Annotated in this window: 21 protein-coding genes; 2 read left to right on the top strand and 19 right to left on the bottom strand. The window is 44.5% G+C overall.

The window, feature by feature from the left end; genetic code table 11:
* Positions 1-16: 16 nt before the first annotated feature.
* The 19 genes from atpA to ACED60_RS19700 form a co-directional block, all read right to left on the bottom strand.
* On the bottom strand, positions 17-1,558 hold the full coding sequence (atpA, locus tag ACED60_RS19610; RefSeq protein WP_009848121.1) for a F0F1 ATP synthase subunit alpha: 1,542 nt from the start codon (positions 1,556-1,558) through the stop codon (positions 17-19).
* Between the two features lie 13 nt (positions 1,559-1,571).
* Positions 1,572-2,105 carry a F0F1 ATP synthase subunit delta gene (atpH, locus tag ACED60_RS19615; protein ID WP_009848122.1) on the bottom strand — a complete coding sequence of 178 codons (534 nt, stop codon included), beginning with the start codon at positions 2,103-2,105 and terminating at the stop codon, positions 1,572-1,574.
* Positions 2,106-2,120: 15 nt separating this feature from the next.
* A complete protein-coding gene (gene atpF, locus ACED60_RS19620; RefSeq protein WP_010433231.1) occupies positions 2,121-2,591 on the bottom strand; it encodes a F0F1 ATP synthase subunit B in 471 nt (156 codons plus the stop codon).
* 59 nt (positions 2,592-2,650) lie between these two features.
* Positions 2,651-2,908, bottom strand: a complete 258-nt coding sequence (gene atpE, locus ACED60_RS19625) for a F0F1 ATP synthase subunit C (protein WP_004411110.1) — start codon at positions 2,906-2,908, stop codon at positions 2,651-2,653.
* A gap of 49 nt (positions 2,909-2,957) precedes the next feature.
* Positions 2,958-3,755, bottom strand: coding sequence for a F0F1 ATP synthase subunit A (atpB, locus tag ACED60_RS19630; RefSeq protein WP_009848124.1), 798 nt, complete (start codon positions 3,753-3,755; stop codon positions 2,958-2,960).
* Between the two features lie 8 nt (positions 3,756-3,763).
* The gene (locus ACED60_RS19635) at positions 3,764-4,153 is read right to left on the bottom strand and encodes a F0F1 ATP synthase subunit I (protein WP_008221392.1); all 390 of its coding nucleotides are present in this window, start codon (positions 4,151-4,153) and stop codon (positions 3,764-3,766) included.
* Between the two features lie 192 nt (positions 4,154-4,345).
* The gene (locus tag ACED60_RS19640) at positions 4,346-5,227 is read right to left on the bottom strand and encodes a ParB/RepB/Spo0J family partition protein (protein WP_012605105.1); all 882 of its coding nucleotides are present in this window, start codon (positions 5,225-5,227) and stop codon (positions 4,346-4,348) included.
* Positions 5,228-5,250: 23 nt separating this feature from the next.
* Positions 5,251-6,024: a ParA family protein gene (locus ACED60_RS19645; RefSeq protein ID WP_009848126.1), complete on the bottom strand. Its 774-nt coding sequence runs from the start codon at positions 6,022-6,024 to the stop codon at positions 5,251-5,253.
* Positions 6,025-6,038: 14 nt separating this feature from the next.
* The gene (gene rsmG / locus ACED60_RS19650) at positions 6,039-6,671 is read right to left on the bottom strand and encodes a 16S rRNA (guanine(527)-N(7))-methyltransferase RsmG (RefSeq protein ID WP_009848127.1); all 633 of its coding nucleotides are present in this window, start codon (positions 6,669-6,671) and stop codon (positions 6,039-6,041) included.
* Entirely contained in the window at positions 6,671-8,566 is a 1,896-nt protein-coding gene (gene mnmG / locus ACED60_RS19655; RefSeq protein WP_371728277.1) for a tRNA uridine-5-carboxymethylaminomethyl(34) synthesis enzyme MnmG, read from the bottom strand. Before mnmG ends, rsmG begins: the two co-directional genes overlap by 1 nt.
* Before the next feature lie 480 nt (positions 8,567-9,046).
* Positions 9,047-9,481: an FMN-binding protein MioC gene (gene mioC, locus ACED60_RS19660; RefSeq protein ID WP_009848129.1), complete on the bottom strand. Its 435-nt coding sequence runs from the start codon at positions 9,479-9,481 to the stop codon at positions 9,047-9,049.
* 50 nt (positions 9,482-9,531) lie between these two features.
* A complete protein-coding gene (gene mnmE, locus ACED60_RS19665; protein WP_029222947.1) occupies positions 9,532-10,893 on the bottom strand; it encodes a tRNA uridine-5-carboxymethylaminomethyl(34) synthesis GTPase MnmE in 1,362 nt (453 codons plus the stop codon).
* Between the two features lie 129 nt (positions 10,894-11,022).
* On the bottom strand, positions 11,023-12,642 hold the full coding sequence (yidC, locus tag ACED60_RS19670) for a membrane protein insertase YidC (RefSeq protein WP_009848131.1): 1,620 nt from the start codon (positions 12,640-12,642) through the stop codon (positions 11,023-11,025).
* A gap of 2 nt (positions 12,643-12,644) precedes the next feature.
* Positions 12,645-12,902, bottom strand: coding sequence for a membrane protein insertion efficiency factor YidD (yidD, locus tag ACED60_RS19675; RefSeq protein ID WP_004735802.1), 258 nt, complete (start codon positions 12,900-12,902; stop codon positions 12,645-12,647).
* Complete coding sequence (rnpA, locus tag ACED60_RS19680) at positions 12,869-13,192, bottom strand: ribonuclease P protein component (RefSeq protein ID WP_029223763.1); 324 nt, start codon at positions 13,190-13,192, stop codon at positions 12,869-12,871. The genes yidD and rnpA overlap by 34 nt, the downstream gene beginning before the upstream one ends.
* A 45-nt stretch (positions 13,193-13,237) precedes the next feature.
* On the bottom strand, positions 13,238-13,372 hold the full coding sequence (gene rpmH / locus ACED60_RS19685) for a 50S ribosomal protein L34 (protein ID WP_004735800.1): 135 nt from the start codon (positions 13,370-13,372) through the stop codon (positions 13,238-13,240).
* Between the two features lie 194 nt (positions 13,373-13,566).
* Positions 13,567-14,316, bottom strand: a complete 750-nt coding sequence (locus ACED60_RS19690; protein ID WP_371728278.1) for an amino acid ABC transporter ATP-binding protein — start codon at positions 14,314-14,316, stop codon at positions 13,567-13,569.
* A complete protein-coding gene (locus ACED60_RS19695; RefSeq protein ID WP_009848134.1) occupies positions 14,313-14,984 on the bottom strand; it encodes an amino acid ABC transporter permease in 672 nt (223 codons plus the stop codon). The genes ACED60_RS19690 and ACED60_RS19695 overlap by 4 nt, the downstream gene beginning before the upstream one ends.
* 134 nt (positions 14,985-15,118) lie before the next feature.
* Positions 15,119-15,868 (bottom strand): amino acid ABC transporter substrate-binding protein, encoded by a 750-nt coding sequence (locus ACED60_RS19700; protein ID WP_029223762.1) that lies wholly within the window; start codon positions 15,866-15,868, stop codon positions 15,119-15,121.
* Positions 15,869-16,177: 309 nt separating this feature from the next.
* Between ACED60_RS19700 and dnaA the strand changes: the two genes are divergently transcribed.
* On the top strand, positions 16,178-17,599 hold the full coding sequence (gene dnaA / locus ACED60_RS19705; RefSeq protein ID WP_009848136.1) for a chromosomal replication initiator protein DnaA: 1,422 nt from the start codon (positions 16,178-16,180) through the stop codon (positions 17,597-17,599).
* A gap of 81 nt (positions 17,600-17,680) precedes the next feature.
* The gene (dnaN, locus tag ACED60_RS19710) at positions 17,681-18,781 is read left to right on the top strand and encodes a DNA polymerase III subunit beta (protein ID WP_017107516.1); all 1,101 of its coding nucleotides are present in this window, start codon (positions 17,681-17,683) and stop codon (positions 18,779-18,781) included.
* Positions 18,782-18,846 lie beyond the last annotated feature (65 nt).

The following is an 18,846-nucleotide window of genomic DNA, read 5'->3' on the forward strand; positions in this document are numbered from 1 at the left end:
TAAGACCACCTACCAATTACCAGGTCTGGGTTGCCTTGAAATCGTCAACAAGCTTCTTCAGCTCAGCTTCGATTTCTTTGTTGAAAGCACCCGTTGCGTCGATCTGTGTTACTAGATCAGCGTATTGACCACGAGCAAACGACAGTAAAGCAGCTTCAAAGTCTAGAACTTTAGAAAGTTCAACGTCTTGAAGGTATCCACGCTCTGCAGCGAAGATTACTAGAGCTTGGTCAAATACAGACATAGGAGCGTATTGCTTCTGCTTCATCAGTTCTGTAACTTTTTGACCGTGGTCTAGCTGCTTCTTAGTCGCTTCATCAAGATCCGAAGAGAACTGAGCAAATGCTGCAAGTTCACGGTATTGAGCTAGAGCAGTACGGATACCGCCAGATAGCTTCTTGATGATTTTAGTCTGCGCCGAACCACCTACACGAGAAACTGAGATACCTGGGTCAACAGCTGGACGTACGCCCGCGTTGAATAGCTCAGTTTGTAGGAAGATCTGACCATCAGTAATCGAGATTACGTTCGTTGGTACGAATGCAGATACGTCACCAGCTTGCGTTTCGATGATAGGAAGAGCTGTTAAAGAACCAGTCTTGCCTGTCACTTCGCCGTTAGTGAATTTTTCTACGTATGCTTCGCTTACACGAGCTGCACGCTCAAGTAGACGAGAGTGAAGGTAGAAAACATCACCTGGGAACGCTTCACGACCTGGTGGACGCTTAAGTAGTAGCGAGATTTGACGGTAAGCGACAGCTTGCTTAGATAGATCATCATAAACAATCAGTGCATCTTCACCGCGATCACGGAAGTATTCGCCCATCGCACAACCAGCATACGGTGCAAGGTATTGCAGCGCTGCAGATTCAGAAGCAGATGCAACAACAACAACAGTGTTTGCTAGTGCGCCGTGCTCTTCTAGTTTGCGAACTACGTTAGCAATAGTCGACGCTTTTTGGCCGATAGCTACGTAGATAGAGAAAATACCAGAATCTTTTTGGTTAATAATCGCATCGATCGCCATTGCTGTTTTACCAGTCTGACGGTCACCGATTACTAGTTCACGTTGACCACGACCGATAGGGATCATTGAGTCAACAGACTTGTAACCAGTTTGAACAGGTTGATCTACCGATTTACGGTCGATTACACCTGGTGCGATAATTTCTACAGGCGAAGTCAATTTAGCTTCGATTGGACCTTTACCATCAATTGGCTCACCTAGCGTGTTTACAACACGACCAAGCATTTCAGGACCTACTGGTACTTCTAGAATACGACCAGTACCTGTAACTTTCATGCCTTCCTGTAGGTCAGCATACGGGCCCATTACAACAGCACCAACCGAATCACGGTTCAAGTTTAGTGCTAGAGCGTAACGGCCACCCGGTAGTTCGATCATTTCACCTTGCATCACGTCCGCTAGGCCGTGGATGCTAAGGATGCCATCGCTTACAGAAACGATAGTACCTTCATTGCGAGCTTCACTAACAACGTCGAAAGATTCAATACGTTGTTTAATTAGATCGCTAATTTCAGTGGAATTAAGTTGCATGCTCCAATCCCCATTAAGACTGCAATGCATCGCTCAGGCGGTCTAAACGACTGCGCGCTGAGTTATCGATGACTAGGTCTCCGGCTCGAATAATAACTCCACTAAGTAGAGTCTCATCTATACTGCAATTCAGCTGAACTTTGCGCGCTAAGCGCTGTTCCAATTTGCTGCTGATTTCTGCACGTTGTTCTTCAGAAAGTTCTACCGCTGAAGTTACTTCAACGTCGATCTCTTTCTCATACTCTTTTTTGAGTATAAAGAACTCTTTACAAACATCAGGAAAAGCCATTAAGCGGCCATTCTCTGCCATCACTTTAATTAAGTTCTGACCGAATTCATCAAATTGTTCGCCACAAATTACAATGAATACTTCAGCTAATTTTTCAGCAGTCATAGAACCGCTTAATAAATTGTGAACATCATCATTTTGTGCCACTTCGGCAGCAAAAGTAAGCATTTGACCCCATTGGTCTAGCTCACCTTTATCTACCGCAAAGTCAAACGCTGCTTTAGCATAGGGGCGTGCGATTGTAGTCAAATCAGACATATACAGCCCCTTGCTTTAAAGTTTTGCAGTAATGTTGTTAAGAAGATCATCGTGTACATCTTTATCGATTGTACGTTCAAGGATTTTCTCAGCACCAGCTATAGCCAGAGTTGCGACTTGTTTGCGCAGGTCATCACGGGCACGTGTACGCTCTGCTTCAATTTCTGCTTCAGCTTGCGCTAAGATCTTCTGGCGTTCTGCCTGAGCCTCTTCGCGTGCTTCATCAATAATTTGAGCTTTACGTTTGTTTGCCTGATCAATAACCTCAGTTGCAGTGCGCTTTGCTTCTTTCATTTGCTCAGAAGCGTTGGCTTGTGCCAGGTTCAAGTCTTTAGCAGCGCGTTCAGCGGCTACCAGACCGTCAGCAATTTTTTTCTGACGTTCTTCAATTGCTTGCATGATTGGTGGCCATACATATTTCATGCAGAACCAAACAAACAGTGAAAAAGCAATTGCTTGACCTAGCAGAGTTGCGTTCATATTCACAACAGCTACCCCTCGTTAAGAATCAACTACAAAAATTTAATTAACTATTTAGAAGTTAATTAGCCTGCTAGTTGACCAACAAATGGGTTAGCAAACGTGAATAGTAGTGCGATTACGATACCGATCATTGGAACAGCATCCAATAGACCAGCGATGATGAACATCTTAACTTGTAGCATTGGAGCCATTTCAGGTTGACGCGCAGCGCCTTCTAGGAATTTACCACCAAGAATAGCAAAACCAATTGCAGTACCTACGGCACAAAGACCAACAATGATAGCAACAGCGATTGCTGAAAAACTTAGTACAGTTTCCATTTACGTTCTCCGATTAACATTAATAGTTAGAATAAAGCTTAAAAATTTTTTAGTGATCACTATCTTCATGAGCCATTGATAAGTAAACGATTGTCAACATCATGAAAACAAACGCTTGAATCAAAATAACCAAGATATGGAAGATAGCCCAAGGTAGTGCACCTACCCATTGTAAGTACCACGGTAGCATTGCCGCGATAAGAATAAACACCACCTCACCCGCAAACATATTACCAAATAAACGCATACCTAGAGATAGTGGCTTCGCTAATAACGAAATTACCTCAAGTACCAAGTTAAATGGAATCATGATTGGGTGATTAAATGGATGCAGTGCCAATTCTTTAGCAAATCCGCCTAGACCTTTCACTTTGATGCTGTAGTAGATCATCAGAGCAAAAACACCTAAAGCCATTGCCATTGTTATATTAACATCAGCTGTAGGAACCACTTTCAAGTAAGGGATACCTAGCCAATGCTCTGCAGGATATGGTAAGAAATCGATAGGCACTAAGTCCATCAAGTTCATAATGATAATCCAGCAGAATATAGTCAGTGCTAGTGGGGCAATCAGAGGGTTGCGGCCATGGAAAGTTTCTTTAACGTTGTCACCAACGAATTCCACTACCATTTCAACAAAACACTGAAGCTTACCAGGTACACCTACTGTTGCTTTCTTAGCGACTGAGCGAAAAACCCAAAGGAATAACATCCCTGTCAACACCGAAAAAAACAGACTGTCTATATGTACGTTCCAGAAACTTGTCTCCTCTACAAGACCAAACTTAGCTAAAGAAAGGTTTTGTAAATGGTGTTCAATGTATCCGGATGCTGTTGGCGCAGCCATAACTCATCCTATTTTTTATTGTTAATGAAAAGCACTGGCGCAAAGATATTAATACCTAGAACCAGTAAATAGGTCAGTTTGAGGGGAATTAATTCCACCTGCATATACATGTAGACGATAGAGAATAGTAGAACTGTGATTAAGATTTTGAGCGCTTCACCTGCATAGAACGACGCCGCAACTAACTTAGTTGCGCGAGCTCCACAAAATAGAAAAGCACACACACAAAAAACTACATTCGCGATGACAAAAATACCGCCACCGATTAATGCAGCAAAACCCCAATCAGGATTAACAGCTAAACCTAACCCTATCGCCACTAATATAACCGCGCTAAGCTCGATCAATAACATTTGCTTTGCAAGCACTCGTCCTGGTCTTGCTAACGCCGCTACCATGTATTCGTTCCTCTTTTAAGCCTACTTTGATACTCGCTTAAAAGCGTGCTGATAAATTGGCGAAAATTATACGTTCAGCCAAATTGATTGCAATAAGAATGCAGCAATCATTTACATTTTTGTATACAAACCGACAACTTTTGTACGAAATCACTTGTTCATTACATAATTGACCTAAATCAATTATCTCACTTAGTACTCTAATTTAGCAATAAGTTGATCTAATTTGTGAGGCTCATCAAGAGTAATTGTCACTTTTGACTTCCCACTAACAGAACGAGTAACTGAAACGTTTGCTTGCAATTTTTCCGTGAGTCTTCGTGAAAGTTCGATAGCTTCAGTGTCTTCTTGCTTCGATTCTGATTCAACGTCTGGCTTTAAGCACTTTTTAACAAGCTGCTCAGTTTGACGCACGGTCATTTTTTTGGTTGCCGCAGTGTTTGCTGCCTCAACCTGGGTATCGCCTTCGAGCGCAAGCAATGCTCTAGCATGCCCCATTTCCAGGTGTTTGTTGGAAACTAAACCTTTTACTTCATTTTCGAGCTGATTTAGACGTAATAAGTTACTAACCGTTGCTCTCGATTTACCGATCACTTCAGCAACTTGTTGATGTGTCAGCTCAAATTCGTTCTGCAAGCGCTCTAACGCTTGTGCTTCTTCGATAGCATTCAAGTCTTCACGCTGAATGTTCTCGATCAATGCCATCGCAATCGCGGCCTTGTCTTCGACTCTCTTAATTAGACATGGCACTTGCTTAAGGCCAGCTTGACGAGCAGCTCTCCAACGACGTTCGCCAGCAATAATCTCAAACTGGTCGTGCGCTAAGGGGCGTACAACGATTGGCTGAATAATACCTTGAGATTGGATTGATGCTGCCAGCTCTTCTAGCGCTTCCGGCGCAATATCCTTACGCGGTTGATATACACCTGGCTTTAAGCAACCAACAGCCAATTCGATAAGCTCACCATCAGCCGACAACGCCTGACTATAAGAAGCAACTTGCTGCTTTTCACGAGCTAATGAGCTAGTTGCAAGCAATGCATCTAGCCCCTTTCCTAAACCACGCTTAGACATTGAGCGAATTCCTTTGGTTGGACCTATACTGGGACTTCTTCACGACGTAACATTTCGCCAGCAAGAGCAAGATATGCCTTAGCTCCTGCAGAATATTTGTCGTAGTACATTGCTGGCTTGCCATGACTCGGCGCTTCTGCCAGACGCACATTTCTAGGGATCACAGTTCGATAGACTTTGCTACCGAAGTGCTTTTTGAGTTGATCAGATACTTCGTTCGATAAGCGGTTACGAGGGTCGTACATAGTACGCAGAAGACCTTCAATCTTCAGATTCTCATTTACCACCGCAGCGAGCTTGCTAATGGTATCCATCAACGCAGTCAAACCTTCCAGAGCAAAGTATTCACATTGCATAGGAACCAATACGGAATCGGCCGCAGCCATCGCATTAATTGTAAGAAGATTTAATGACGGTGGGCAATCGATAAAGATGAAATCATAGTTATTACGAATGGATGCCAACGCGTTCTTTAGGCGAACTTCACGAGCAAACACTTCCATCAATTTGATTTCTGCCGCTGTAACATCACCATTTGCGGCGATAAGGTCATAATTGCCAGATGTACTTCGGCAAACTACCTCATCAAATGGGGTGTCTTCAACTAGCAAATCGTAAGCAGTTGCTTCAACCTGATACTTGTCAACACCGCTCGCCATCGTGGCATTACCTTGAGGATCGAGGTCAACAACCAATATCTTGCGCTTTGTTGCCGCCATTGATGCTGCCAAGTTAATGCAAGTTGTTGTTTTTCCTACGCCACCCTTCTGGTTGGCAATTGCTACGATTTTACCCACTATGGCCTCGCTGATTATCCCTGACGCGATAAAGTAACTAGATGACGCTCTCCATCAAGCTCTGGCACTTGCAAAGCTTTAATGTCTGTCACTGAACACCATTCAGGTAACAGGTCGATTTCGTCTCTAGGATGTTGTCCCTTAAGAGCCAAAAATACACCGGATTGCTCTTTAGGTAAATGATGACACCACTCTACCATGTCTGTCATTGATGCAAATGCGCGACTGAGCACGGCATCAAACTTTTCTTCTGGTTGAAATTCTTCAACGCGACTTTGAATCGGCACCACGTTGTCGATACCCAGCTCATGAATCACTTGCTTGATAAAACGAATACGCTTACCCAAGCTGTCTAGCAAGTAAAACTCGCAGTCAGGATTCATGATTGAGAGCGGAATCCCAGGAAGACCAGGGCCTGTGCCAACGTCAATAAAGCGCTTGCCTTGTAAGTGAGTGCTAACAATGATGCTATCTAAGATATGTTTCACCATCATTTCTTGCGGATCACGAACTGACGTCAGATTGTATGCTTTGTTCCACTTGTTTAGTAACTCAACGTAGCCAACCAATTGGCTGCGTTGCTTTTCAGATACTTCAAGTTCAGTCTGGCCAATCAGGTGATCCAGTTTTTCGCGTAATGCGCTCATTATGCTTCCTCACCTTTTTTCAACAGGCCGTGTTTTTTCAAGTAAACCAACAGAATTGAAATTGCAGCAGGTGTGATACCTGAGATTCGCGATGCAATACCAATTGAGTCTGGTTTAGCGGTAGTTAGTTTAAGAACCACTTCGTTAGAAAGCCCTTTTACCTTACTGTAATCGATGTCAGCCGGCAGTTTGGTGTTTTCATGACGCAGTGATTTTTCAATTTCATCTTGTTGACGTTGGATATAGCCATCGTACTTCACTTGGATCTCAACTTGCTCTGAGGCTTGTTGATCTTCCAGTGCAGGACCAAAACGATCCAACGACGTTAGCTGTAAATAAGTCATTTCAGGGCGGCGAAGAAGATCTTCACCACTCGCTTCACGAGACATTGGTGTTTTCAGGATCTGGTTCAATTGATCAATATCTTCAGATTTTGGATTAATCCATGTTTCTTTAAGACGTTGACGCTCTTTCTCCATGTTTTCCATCTTCTCGTTGAATCGCGTCCAACGAGCATCGTCGACCAAGCCAAGTTCACGTGACTTTTCAGTCAAACGGATATCAGCGTTGTCTTCACGAAGCAACAAGCGGTACTCCGCGCGAGATGTAAACATTCGGTACGGTTCTTTAGTACCCATCGTCGACAAGTCATCAATAAGTACACCCATGTAAGCTTGATCGCGGCGTGGGCTCCAGCCCTCTTTGCCTTGCGTAAACAAACTCGCATTCAAACCGGCCATTAAGCCTTGTGCTGCAGCTTCTTCGTAGCCAGTGGTGCCATTGATTTGCCCCGCAAAGAACAACCCCTTAATAAACTTGGTCTCGTAAGTCAGTTTAAGATCGCGAGGGTCAAAGAAGTCGTACTCAATCGCGTAGCCAGGACGGACGATGTGTGCGTTCTCAAAACCTTTCATTGAGTGAACGATTTTTACCTGAACATCAAACGGTAAACTGGTTGAAATACCATTCGGGTATAACTCGTGCGTCGTTAGGCCTTCAGGCTCAATGAAAATTTGGTGACTGTTTTTATCAGCAAAGCGCATCACTTTGTCTTCAATCGACGGACAGTAACGAGGGCCAATACCTTCAATCACACCAGCGTACATCGGGCTGCGATCGAGGTTGGCACGAATAACGTCATGCGTATTTTCGTTAGTGTGCGTGATGTAACATGGAATCTGACGCGGCTGCTGAGCTCGGTTACCCATGAATGAGAAAACCGGAGTCGGATTATCGCCGTGTTGAACCTCAAGCTCAGAAAAATCAACGCTGCGTGCATCGATGCGAGGAGGTGTACCCGTTTTCAGGCGATCAACACGAAATGGAAGATCACGAAGACGGTCAGCGAGCGCGATCGATGGTGGATCACCCGCACGTCCACCCGATGAACTTTCCATACCAATATGAATCTTACCGCCTAGGAATGTGCCTACCGTTAAGACCACAGCATTAGCGCGGAATTTGAGGCCCATTTGCGTAACCACACCCACCACTTGATCTTGTTCAACGATCAAGTCATCAACCGACTGTTGGAACAGAGTTAGGTTTGGTGTGTTTTCAAGAACATTACGGACAAAGGCTTTGTAAAGTGCGCGGTCAGCTTGTGCACGAGTTGCACGTACCGCAGGGCCTTTTGATGCGTTTAATGTTCTGAACTGAATACCTGCATGATCAATAGCTTGCGCCATTAATCCACCCATAGCATCGACCTCTTTTACCAAGTGGCCCTTACCGATCCCGCCAATGGCTGGGTTACAAGACATCTGTCCCAACGTATCGATATTATGAGTTAGTAATAACGTACTTTGACCAGTACGTGCAGATGCGAGTGCGGCTTCCGTTCCTGCATGGCCACCACCAACAACGATGACGTCAAATTTTTCGTGATAAAGCATGAACCGACCTCAGGTACTCAAACGTTTCTAGATTGATAAAAAGGAGCGATATTCTACCTGTTTTCATAGCTTGAGAAAACGTTTTTGGAATTTTTCGAAAAAGCTGTTTTTAATTAATATAGATAAGATCTTTAGAGAGATCTTTTATTAGATCTATTATTAGGATCGAGGGTGTCTGTGGATAAGTAGAAAATGATCAACAAGATCATGGATCTTTTTTGGATCAAAGGGTGTGATCTAACTTTGATCATAATGAGGATTAGCTGGGATCAAAATGGCTACTTATACACAAGGGGGAATTACCTAGAAAGTTGTTATTTGGATAACTATAGGTTGATCACCGTATATGTATGATCTTATCCACAGAGAAAATTGAAAAAAAGGACATGTATTTCGATTTATTTTCAAAAAAGTTATTCACAATCACGATTTTCAGAGACAAAAAAAGCGGCATAAGCCGCTTTTTAGAAGATTGGGGTGTTAAAACTGGTCACTATGATCGTTAAACCATTCCTCTGCAGCATCTTCTGGGACCGGTGTTTCAAGAACATCGATGGTAAAACAACCAGAAATCGCTTGAGCACCGAGCTCTTTTAGTTGGCTGTGGACTGATTTACCTGCCAAACAGAAGGTATCGTAGCTCGAATCTCCAAGCGCCACTACAGCAAAGCGAACCTGGCTTAAATCTGGAGATTGCTGGGTCAATGCGTCGATAAACGGCTTAATATTATCTGGAAATTCACCGGCACCATGAGTTGAAGTGACCAACAACCAAAAGCCTTGTTGGGGGATATCATCGTATTCAGGCTGATTATGAAGGGTTATTTCATGACCTTGCTCTTCAAGAAGATCATTAAGGTGATCGCCAACGTACTCTGCACCACCTAAGGTGCTACCTGTAATAATGTGGATCATTAAGCTGTCCTTACTAAAGAAGAAGGCCAGCATGAGCTGGCCTTTTAAGGTTATTTACCAATACAGAATGAAGAGAAGATGCGACCTAAAAGATCGTCTGAACTGAACTCACCCGTGATCTCATTGAGGTGCTGCTGAGTAATTCGAAGCTCTTCCGCTAAAATCTCACCCGCCATGTAGCCTTCAAGCTGCTGTTGGCCGATATCTAGGTGTTCTGATGCTCGTTCTAGGGCATCTAAGTGACGACGACGTGCCATAAAGCCACCTTCATGACCACCAGCAAAGCCCATACAATCCTTTAGATGACTACGCAGAGCGTCGACACCTTGGCCTGTTTTGGCTGATAAGCGAATCAGGGTTGGATCGTTAACATGACAAATGCCTAACTCTTCACTGGTTTGATCCGCTTTATTACGAATTACCGTCATTCCGATGTTGTCTGGTAGACGATCAACGAAATCTGGCCAGATATCTTTCGGGTCGGTTGCGTCTGTTGTTGTGCCATCAACCATAAATAAAACTCGGTCTGCCTGAGCTATTTCTTCCCAAGCACGTTCAATACCTATCTTTTCTACTTCATCAGAGGCCTCACGTAGGCCTGCGGTATCAATAATATGCAGTGGCATGCCATCAATATGGATATGTTCACGCAGTACATCACGCGTAGTGCCGGCAATATCAGTCACAATGGCAGATTCTTTGCCTGACAATGCATTTAATAGGCTCGATTTACCCGCATTTGGGCGACCTGCAATCACGACTTTCATACCTTCACGCATGATGGCACCTTGATTGGCTTCTTGGCGCACAGCTTCGAGATTGTCGATGATAGCCTGTAAGTCAGCACTTACTTTGCCGTCAGCAAGGAAATCAATTTCTTCTTCAGGGAAGTCGATAGCCGCTTCAACGTAGATTCTTAGGTAAATAAGGGAATCTACCAGTGTATTAATACGCTTTGAGAATTCACCTTGCAGGGATTGTAGTGCAGATTTCGCCGCTTCTTCAGAGCTTGCGTCAATCAGGTCAGCAATCGCTTCGGCTTGAGTTAAATCCATCTTGTCGTTTAAGAAGGCACGCTCTGAAAACTCACCTGGACGCGCAGCACGCACGCCTGAGATCGCGAGGATTCGTTTGATTAGCATATCCATCACCACCGGACCGCCGTGGCCTTGCAGCTCTAACACGTCTTCGCCAGTAAACGAATGTGGGTTAGGGAAGAAAAGCGCGATACCTTGGTCGAGTTCGATGCCATCGTGAGATTTAAACGGCAGGTACTCAGCGTAGCGAGGCTTAAGTGTTTTTCCTGTTACTTCTAGGGCAACCTGAGTCGCCAATGGGCCGGAAACGCGGATAATACCGACGCCACCACGGCCTGGCGCGGTCGCTTGAGCAACAATCGTATCTGTAGTCATAGGTGTGCCTGCTAGCATGTGAAAGCCAAAGAGGGCATTCACGATTAATCAATTAGCTGAATTGTAATCAGCTAAAAACAAAAAGGCGACCTTTTGGTCGCCTTTCTTTATCTCTTTCTATTATCGAACTTACTTAGAATGTAAGCCTTTCTTTTCCAGTGCGCGGTAGATAAGCGTTTGCTGAATTAGAGTTACGATGTTCGATACTAGCCAGTAAAGAACCAGACCTGAAGGGAAGAACAGGAAGAAGAATGTGAACATAACCGGCATAAAGGTCATGATCTTCTGCTGCATTGGATCCGTTACAGTTGTCGGGCTCATCTTCTGGATTAGGAACATTGAAGCACCCATCAGAAGTGGCAAGATGTAGTATGGGTCTTGTGCTGAAAGGTCAGTAATCCAACCGAAGAACGGTGAGTGACGCAGTTCAACAGACTCCATTAGTGCCCAGTATAGCGAAATGAAGATAGGCATTTGAAGAAGGATAGGTAAACAGCCACCTAGTGGGTTTACTTTCTCTTTCTTGTAAAGCTCCATCATTTCTTGACTCATGCGTTGACGGTCGTCGCCAATACGCTCACGCATTGCAGTCAGCTTAGGCTGAAGCATACGCATTTTCGCCATAGACGTGTACTGAGCTTTCGTTAGTGGGTACATAGCACCACGAACGATGAAAGTTAGACAGATGATTGCCAGACCCCAGTTCACAACGATGCCTTGAATAAATGAAAGCAGAGTATGAAGTGGTTTAGCAATGAACCATAACCAACCGTAGTCAACTACTAGGTCTAGGTTTGGTGCAACAGCAGCCATTTGGTCTTGAAGTTTAGGACCAACCCAAAGCGTTGCTTTGAAGCTTGCTTCGTCGCCAGTAGCGATGGTTTTGTTCGGCATGCGAACACCGATGTCGCCAAGGTTACCAATGACACGAGTGTAAAGGTTGCTGCCTGCTTCGTCGCGTGGAATCCAAGCACTTGCAAAGTAGTGTTGAATCATCGCTGCCCAACCTTGACCGTTTGCTAGGTTAAGAGAAAGGTTGCGATCTTGCATGTCGTCGAAGCTGTATTTTTTGTAACGCGTATCTTCCGTAGAGTAAGCACCACCACGGTAAGTTGGCATTGTTAGGCTACCACCGTCATCCATAACGTTTTGACGTAGGTGAGCGTACATGCCGAATGTTGCGTTATTGCCAGAGTTGTTGACTACATCGTATTCAACGTCAATCGCGTAGCTGCCGCGCTTAAGGACGAATGTTTTTGTGTAATCCAGGCCGTTCGCTTGGTAAGTCATTGGGATGCGTAGTTCATCTTGACCTTCAGCCAGCGTGAAGCTGTCTGCTGAAACCGTGTAGCTAGGGCGGTTAGTGCTGCTTAAATCGATACCTTGAGGACCCACTAGACCGCTTTGAGCGATAAATTGGTGACCAGGCTCGTTTTTAAGAAGAACAAAAGTATCTTCAGAATCGAACTCAGCAGAGTAATCGTTTAGGTTTGCTGTAACGACATCACCACCAACCGTATCAATTGACAGAGTCAGAACATCAGTTGTTACTGTGATAGTTTTAGCAGAAGCAACTTGACCAGGAGCCGGGTCTAGATCATCTGCATAAGATGGCGCTGGTAGGGTGCTGCCAGATTGTGCCTGCTCAACCGCTTGTGGAGCTGGGTTCTGAGCTACGTTCCATTGTTGGAACAGTAGGAAAGAAACCAAAGCCAATGCGATTAACAGGATATTACGTTGAGAATCCATCGTTATTTATCTCTGTCTTGTTTTTGGACTGGTGGAACGGGGTCAAAGCCCCCTTCGTTCAAAGGATGGCATTTTAATAGACGTTTGCCTGATAACCAACACCCTTTTACAAAACCGTGAGCTTTCAACGCTTCTATCGCATATAAAGAGCAGGTTGGAGTAAATCGGCAGCGTGGGCCGATGAGTGGACTAATAAACCATCTATAAAAATAGATGGGTATTAGCGCTATCCACGCGAAGGGCGAGACAGGCGAAGCCATAATTTGTCGAGTAGCTTGAACATTTCTTCATTGCTTAAATCTTGCGCGCTCTTCTTAGCGATTACAACATAATCTTTGTTAGGAAGTTTGTGTTGAGTGTTACGAAAGCTTTCACGAGTAAGACGCTTGAATCGATTACGACCCACGGCGGTTTTAATCTGCTTTTTCGGAACGGCTAATCCAAGGCGAGGATTTGAAAGAGAGTTATTTCGGGCAATGATGGTGAAATGAGGGGAGCCTGCTCGATGAGCTTGCTTGAAGACATTCTGATAATGTTCGGGAGTTAACAAGCGTAACTCCCGACCGAAGGCTAGCTTATTCAAAATAATCAAAGATTACTTAGAAAGACGCTTACGGCCTTTTGCACGACGTGCATTGATTGTTGCGCGACCGTTCTTAGTAGCCATGCGAGCACGGAAACCGTGTGTACGCTTACGCTTTAGAACTGTAGGTTGAAAAGTGCGTTTCATTGTAATTACCTTACTGATCAGTAGTTTTAGGTTTTTGTTAAACCCGGCGTGGGCATTTTTTCTCTTCTTTATATAAGAAAGGAAAACCGACGCCTCTCAACAAAGAGGCGGAATTGTAATCACTGTCACAAAAAGTGTCAATGATTGGGTTAACTAAAATTCCGGTCGGGGGATTATACGTAGAATAACTAAAATCACAAGGATCCTTCGTCGATCCCGACCTTATTTAAGAATTTCTTTAATTTAGGATCCTGTGGATTACCAAAAATATCCTGTGGAGATCCCTGTTCGACAATGTGGCCATCAGCCATGAAGATCACTCGGTCTGCGACCTCTCTAGCGAACTGCATTTCGTGAGTAACCACCAGCATGGTTTGATGCTGATTTGCTAGTTTTTTCATTAGGTTAAGCACTTCGCCAACCCATTCAGGATCAAGCGCTGAAGTCGGCTCATCAAACAGTAAAAGCTCTGGTTGTAGAGCCATTGCACGGCCAATACCAACCCGTTGCTGCTGGCCACCAGAGAGCGCGGCTGGGTAGCTATCAGCTTTCTCTCCTAAGCCAATGTCGTCGAGTATTTGTTGTGCTTTTTCATGGGCTTGCTTCTTTTTCCAACCACGAACGGTAATCAAACCTTCAGCTATATTCTGTCTCGCGGTTTGGTGAGCAAATAGTGCATAGTTTTGGAATACAAAACCAGTCTTACGACGCAGTGCAAGCACCTCTGCTTTGGTGTGTTTCTGAGCATTAACCTTAATATAATCAATCGAAATAATACCTTGATCGGCTTGCTCTAGAAAATTCACACAACGCAGCAGGGTAGACTTACCCGTACCACTTGAACCTATGATGACAATTATCTCACCTTGTTTGATTTCTAGGTCGATCCCTTTCAAAACTTCGGTGTCACCAAACTGCTTGTGGATATTTTGTAATTTGATCATCGTACATACGCCTTATTCAGTTTCACTTCGGCCCAAATTTGAATACGAGTGAGGATAACCACTACGCCCCAGTAAATCAGCGCGACTGCTAAGAAAGCCTCGAAGAAGCGGAAACTTGAAGAAGCTTCCATCTGAGCTTTAGCCATGATTTCGGCTACACCTAAGGTGAATGCAAGTGAAGTCGACTTGATCATGTCGATGAAATAGTTCATTAAAGAAGGCAGTGCTACGCGGGTTGCTTGCGGCAAGATCACTCGGCGCATCGCTTGACTGGTTGTCATACCGACTGAGAGGCTGGCTTCCATCTGGCTACGATCAATACCGATAATCGCGGCACGAATACTTTCTGCCATATACGCGGCAAAGTGCAGGGTTAAGCCAATTACAGCGGCGCTGAAAGCATCCAACCCAACCATCCACGGGAATACTTGTGGTAAGCCGTAATAAAGGAGGAAAAGCTGTACCAACAGTGGTGTGCCTCGAAAGAAGCTAATGTACAGCTGGCTCAGTTGGTCGAGTACTGGGATTTTGAATACACGAATATTCGCCAGTATCAGAGACAGGATCAGAGCAAAGAACAAGCCCCAAGTCGCCATCTCCATCGTGGTGCCTAAATACTTCAGTAGTATTGGCAACAGCTCTAGCATGTAATTAAAGTCAAATCCCATAATCTATCTCGTATTAGTATTGGAAGTGTTGTTCTATTTGGAAATACTGTTCTATCAGGCTTTTAATCAGTGCACAAAAGCAAAAAGCCCACCGCCGTGTAAAGCAGTGGGCCTCGAATGGAGATAGTGAGTGATTACTTCTGAGTAATGTCCGCACCAAACCATTTCTGAGAGATACTTTCTAGCGTACCATCTGCGCGCATTGCTGCTAATGCTTGGTTTACTTCTGCTTGCAGTTTTTTACCGTTGTCGTTGTCCACGAAAGGCCAAGCGTTTTCAATGGTTTCGAATGGCTGACCCGCTAGCTGTAATGGTAGCCCCGTCTTCTTGATAAGCTCTAGTGCTGATAGGCGATCCATTACGAATGCATCGGCACGACCAAGAGCGACATCATGCTCAATACCTGTATCGTAGGTTTTAACATTGATCTTGCCATCTTTATCGTAGCTGCGAAGCAGTTGTTCAAAGTTTGAACCTAGGTTTACCGCAACCGTCTTGCCATCAAGGTCTTCGATACCCTTAATGCTGTCATTACCTTTACGAACGGTAATTTGTGCACCGTCTACTACGTATGGGTCTGCGAATAGGTATTTCGCTTTACGTGCATCCGTCATTGTAATTTGGTTTGAAATGGTATCGATACGACCCGTTTCAAGAAGACCAAACAGACCAGAGAAGTTTGCCGTTACGTATTCAACCTTGTAATCGTTACGCTTACCGATCTCATCCCATAAATCCACTTCAAAACCTTGTAGTTGGTCTTGTTTAACGAACGTAAACGGGAAGTAGCGACCAGACATGCCGACTTTAACTTCAGTCGCGGCTTGAACAGTAGCAGCAGAGAGTGCGATAGCCGCAATTGCAGCCTTAATCCAGTTATTCATTTGGTAACTCCTTATATTTATAGGGTTGGATGTTACTGGGAAAATGCTCAATAGAATAAATAACCAGATGTTATTAACCATAACCAGATCGCATTCTCGATTTGGGGATAACTAGCAAGGATCCGGGCATAAGTGGATCATTGTGTGAGTAAATTAGGGGCAAGATGTGTGGATCCACCGATTATTTACAAATTTATTGTGAATAACTTGGATCTTATTCACTGGATCTGTGATCAATTGCTGGTGATCTGACTTATCAACAGGTAAAATTAACGGTCATTTCATATAACTTAAATAGAGTGGGGCACCGTGTCATCTTCGCTTTGGTTGCAATGCTTGCAACAGCTTCAAGAAGAGTTACCAGCTACAGAATTCAGTATGTGGGTACGTCCGTTACAAGCGGAGCTCAATGGTAATACTCTAACTCTATTTGCACCAAACCGATTTGTACTCGATTGGGTGCGCGATAAGTACCTAAATAGCATTAACCGTTTGCTACAAGAATATTGTGGTAATGATATCCCGCATCTTCATTTTGAAATTGGGAACAAACGAGTTACTGCTCCAAAATCTGAGACTATCGCCCCAGCTCGCACCCGTACAGCCGCTGATGTGGCTGCTGAATCGTCAGCACCTGCGCAGTTACAAGCTCGTAAGCCTGTTCACAATATCTGGCGTGATGAAGAGCCTGTAGCGGTTGATCTTAACCACCGTTCAAACGTAAACCCAAAACATAAGTTCAATAACTTTGTTGAGGGTAAATCAAACCAATTGGGTTTGGCGGCGGCACGTCAGGTTTCTGATAATCCAGGAACAGCCTATAACCCGTTGTTTTTATACGGTGGCACCGGTTTAGGTAAGACACACTTGTTGCATGCGGTGGGTAATGCCATTGTTGACAACAAACCGAATGCGAAAGTGGTTTACATGCATTCTGAGCGCTTTGTTCAGGATATGGTGAAGGCGCTACAAAATAACGCGATTGAAGAATTTAAGCGCTACTACCGTAGTGTTGATGCTTTGCTTATCGATGATATCCAATTTTTCGCGAATAAAGAGCGCTCTCAAGAAGAGTTCTTCCATACCTTTAATGCGCTGCTTGAAGGCAACCAACAGATCATCCTAACCTCTGACCGTTATCCAAAAGAGATCAACGGGGTAGAGGATCGTCTTAAATCTCGCTTCGGCTGGGGTTTGACGGTAGCGATTGAGCCACCAGAGCTTGAGACTCGTGTTGCGATCTTAATGAAGAAAGCCGAAGACCACCAAATTCACCTTGCGGATGAAGTGGCATTCTTTATTGCTAAGCGTTTACGCTCTAACGTTCGTGAGCTAGAAGGCGCATTGAACCGTGTTATTGCGAATGCAAACTTCACTGGCCGTCCGATCACGATCGATTTCGTGCGTGAAGCACTGCGTGACTTACTTGCTCTGCAAGAAAAACTAGTCACCATTGATAACATTCAAAAGACAGTCGCTGAATACTACAAAATCAAAGTTGCTGATCTATTATCTAAACGCCGTTCTCGTTCTGTTGCTCGTCCACGCCAACTGGCGATGGCACTGGCTAAAGAGTTAACTAACCACAGCTTGCCTGAGATTGGCGATGCATTCGGTGGCCGTGACCACACGACCGTACTGCATGCTTGTCGTAAGATTGCTCAGTTGCGTGAAGAGAGCCACGACATTAAAGAAGATTATTCGAACTTGATTCGTACCCTTTCTTCTTAATACACAGTATTCTTAACCTTAATAAGCAGAATCTTGGCCACGTACTATTACGCAGTGCCATTTAGACCGTAAGAGCAAGATATGAAATTTACCATTGAACGTAGTCACCTGATTAAGCCATTACAACAAGTATCTGGCGCACTCGGTGGCAGGCCAACGCTTCCAATTCTAGGAAATCTACTGATTAAAGTAGAAGATAACGTTTTGTCGATGACAGCAACGGATCTAGAAGTTGAACTGATCAGCCGTGTAACGCTTGAAGGTGATTTCGAAGCGGGCAGCATTACCGTACCTTCACGTAAGTTCCTAGATATCTGTCGTGGCTTGCCAGACAGCTCAGTGATCACCGTGGTATTGGATGGTGACCGTGTTCAGGTTCGCTCTGGTCGTAGCCGCTTCTCATTGGCGACATTACCTGCGGCAGATTTTCCAAATATTGAAGACTGGAGCAGTGAAGTTGAAGTGTCAGTGACACAAGCTGAGCTACGCGGTCTTATCGAGAAAACCCAATTCTCAATGGCGAACCAAGATGTTCGTTATTACCTCAACGGTATGTTGTTTGAGATTGAAGGTTCAATCCTACGAAGTGTCGCAACTGATGGTCACCGTATGGCGGTATCTCAAGCACAATTGGGTGCCGATTTTGCTCAGAAGCAGATCATTGTTCCTCGTAAAGGTGTGCAAGAGTTAGTGAAGCTACTGGATGCACCAGAGCAACCGGTAACGCTGCAGATTGGTAACTCTAATGTGCGTGCTGAAGTGAACAACTATGTCTTCACTTCTAAGCTGGTTGATGGTCGTTTCCCTGATTATCGCCGCGTAATGCCGCAAAATACTACCAAGACACTTGAAGCTGGTTGTGATGAATTACGTTCAGCATTTTCTCGTGCTGCGATTCTGTCGAATGAAAAATTCCGTGGTGTTCGCGTTAATCTTGTCGATAGCGAGATGCGTATTACCGCGAACAACCCAGAGCAAGAAGAAGCGGAAGAAGTGCTAGACGTAACCTTTGATGGTGATGCACTAGAGATTGGTTTCAACGTAAGCTACGTGTTGGATGTTCTGAACACACTACGTTGTGAGCAAGTTCGCATCTCAATGTCAGACGCCAATGCGAGTGCTCTTATCGAGAACGCACAAGACGACAGCGCGATGTACGTTGTTATGCCTATTCGCTTATAAGCGTTGTTTGTGATGTTTACTGATCAACAACGTTTACCTATCGAGTCGTGATTGAAGATTAATAT

It is taken from the genome of Vibrio sp. 1F279, assembly GCF_041439815.1.
Lineage (GTDB): Bacteria > Pseudomonadota > Gammaproteobacteria > Enterobacterales > Vibrionaceae > Vibrio > Vibrio tasmaniensis_A.

What these genes read in the sequence shown, in the direction of transcription:
- atpA (WP_009848121.1), bottom strand. Translation starts at nt 1,558, where the DNA reads ATGCAACTTAATTCCACTGAAATTAGCGATCTAATTAAACAACGTATT.
- atpH (WP_009848122.1), bottom strand. Translation starts at nt 2,105, where the DNA reads ATGTCTGATTTGACTACAATCGCACGCCCCTATGCTAAAGCAGCGTTT.
- atpE (WP_004411110.1), bottom strand. Translation starts at nt 2,908, where the DNA reads ATGGAAACTGTACTAAGTTTTTCAGCAATCGCTGTTGCTATCATTGTT.
- atpB (WP_009848124.1), bottom strand. Translation starts at nt 3,755, where the DNA reads ATGGCTGCGCCAACAGCATCCGGATACATTGAACACCATTTACAAAAC.
- ACED60_RS19635 (WP_008221392.1), bottom strand. Translation starts at nt 4,153, where the DNA reads ATGGTAGCGGCGTTAGCAAGACCAGGACGAGTGCTTGCAAAGCAAATG.
- ACED60_RS19640 (WP_012605105.1), bottom strand. Translation starts at nt 5,227, where the DNA reads ATGTCTAAGCGTGGTTTAGGAAAGGGGCTAGATGCATTGCTTGCAACT.
- rsmG (WP_009848127.1), bottom strand. Translation starts at nt 6,671, where the DNA reads ATGAGCGCATTACGCGAAAAACTGGATCACCTGATTGGCCAGACTGAA.
- mnmG (WP_371728277.1), bottom strand. Translation starts at nt 8,566, where the DNA reads ATGCTTTATCACGAAAAATTTGACGTCATCGTTGTTGGTGGTGGCCAT.
- mioC (WP_009848129.1), bottom strand. Translation starts at nt 9,481, where the DNA reads ATGATCCACATTATTACAGGTAGCACCTTAGGTGGTGCAGAGTACGTT.
- mnmE (WP_029222947.1), bottom strand. Translation starts at nt 10,893, where the DNA reads ATGACTACAGATACGATTGTTGCTCAAGCGACCGCGCCAGGCCGTGGT.
- yidC (WP_009848131.1), bottom strand. Translation starts at nt 12,642, where the DNA reads ATGGATTCTCAACGTAATATCCTGTTAATCGCATTGGCTTTGGTTTCT.
- yidD (WP_004735802.1), bottom strand. Translation starts at nt 12,902, where the DNA reads ATGGCTTCGCCTGTCTCGCCCTTCGCGTGGATAGCGCTAATACCCATC.
- rpmH (WP_004735800.1), bottom strand. Translation starts at nt 13,372, where the DNA reads ATGAAACGCACTTTTCAACCTACAGTTCTAAAGCGTAAGCGTACACAC.
- ACED60_RS19690 (WP_371728278.1), bottom strand. Translation starts at nt 14,316, where the DNA reads ATGATCAAATTACAAAATATCCACAAGCAGTTTGGTGACACCGAAGTT.
- ACED60_RS19695 (WP_009848134.1), bottom strand. Translation starts at nt 14,984, where the DNA reads ATGGGATTTGACTTTAATTACATGCTAGAGCTGTTGCCAATACTACTG.
- ACED60_RS19700 (WP_029223762.1), bottom strand. Translation starts at nt 15,868, where the DNA reads ATGAATAACTGGATTAAGGCTGCAATTGCGGCTATCGCACTCTCTGCT.
- dnaN (WP_017107516.1), top strand. Translation starts at nt 17,681, where the DNA reads ATGAAATTTACCATTGAACGTAGTCACCTGATTAAGCCATTACAACAA.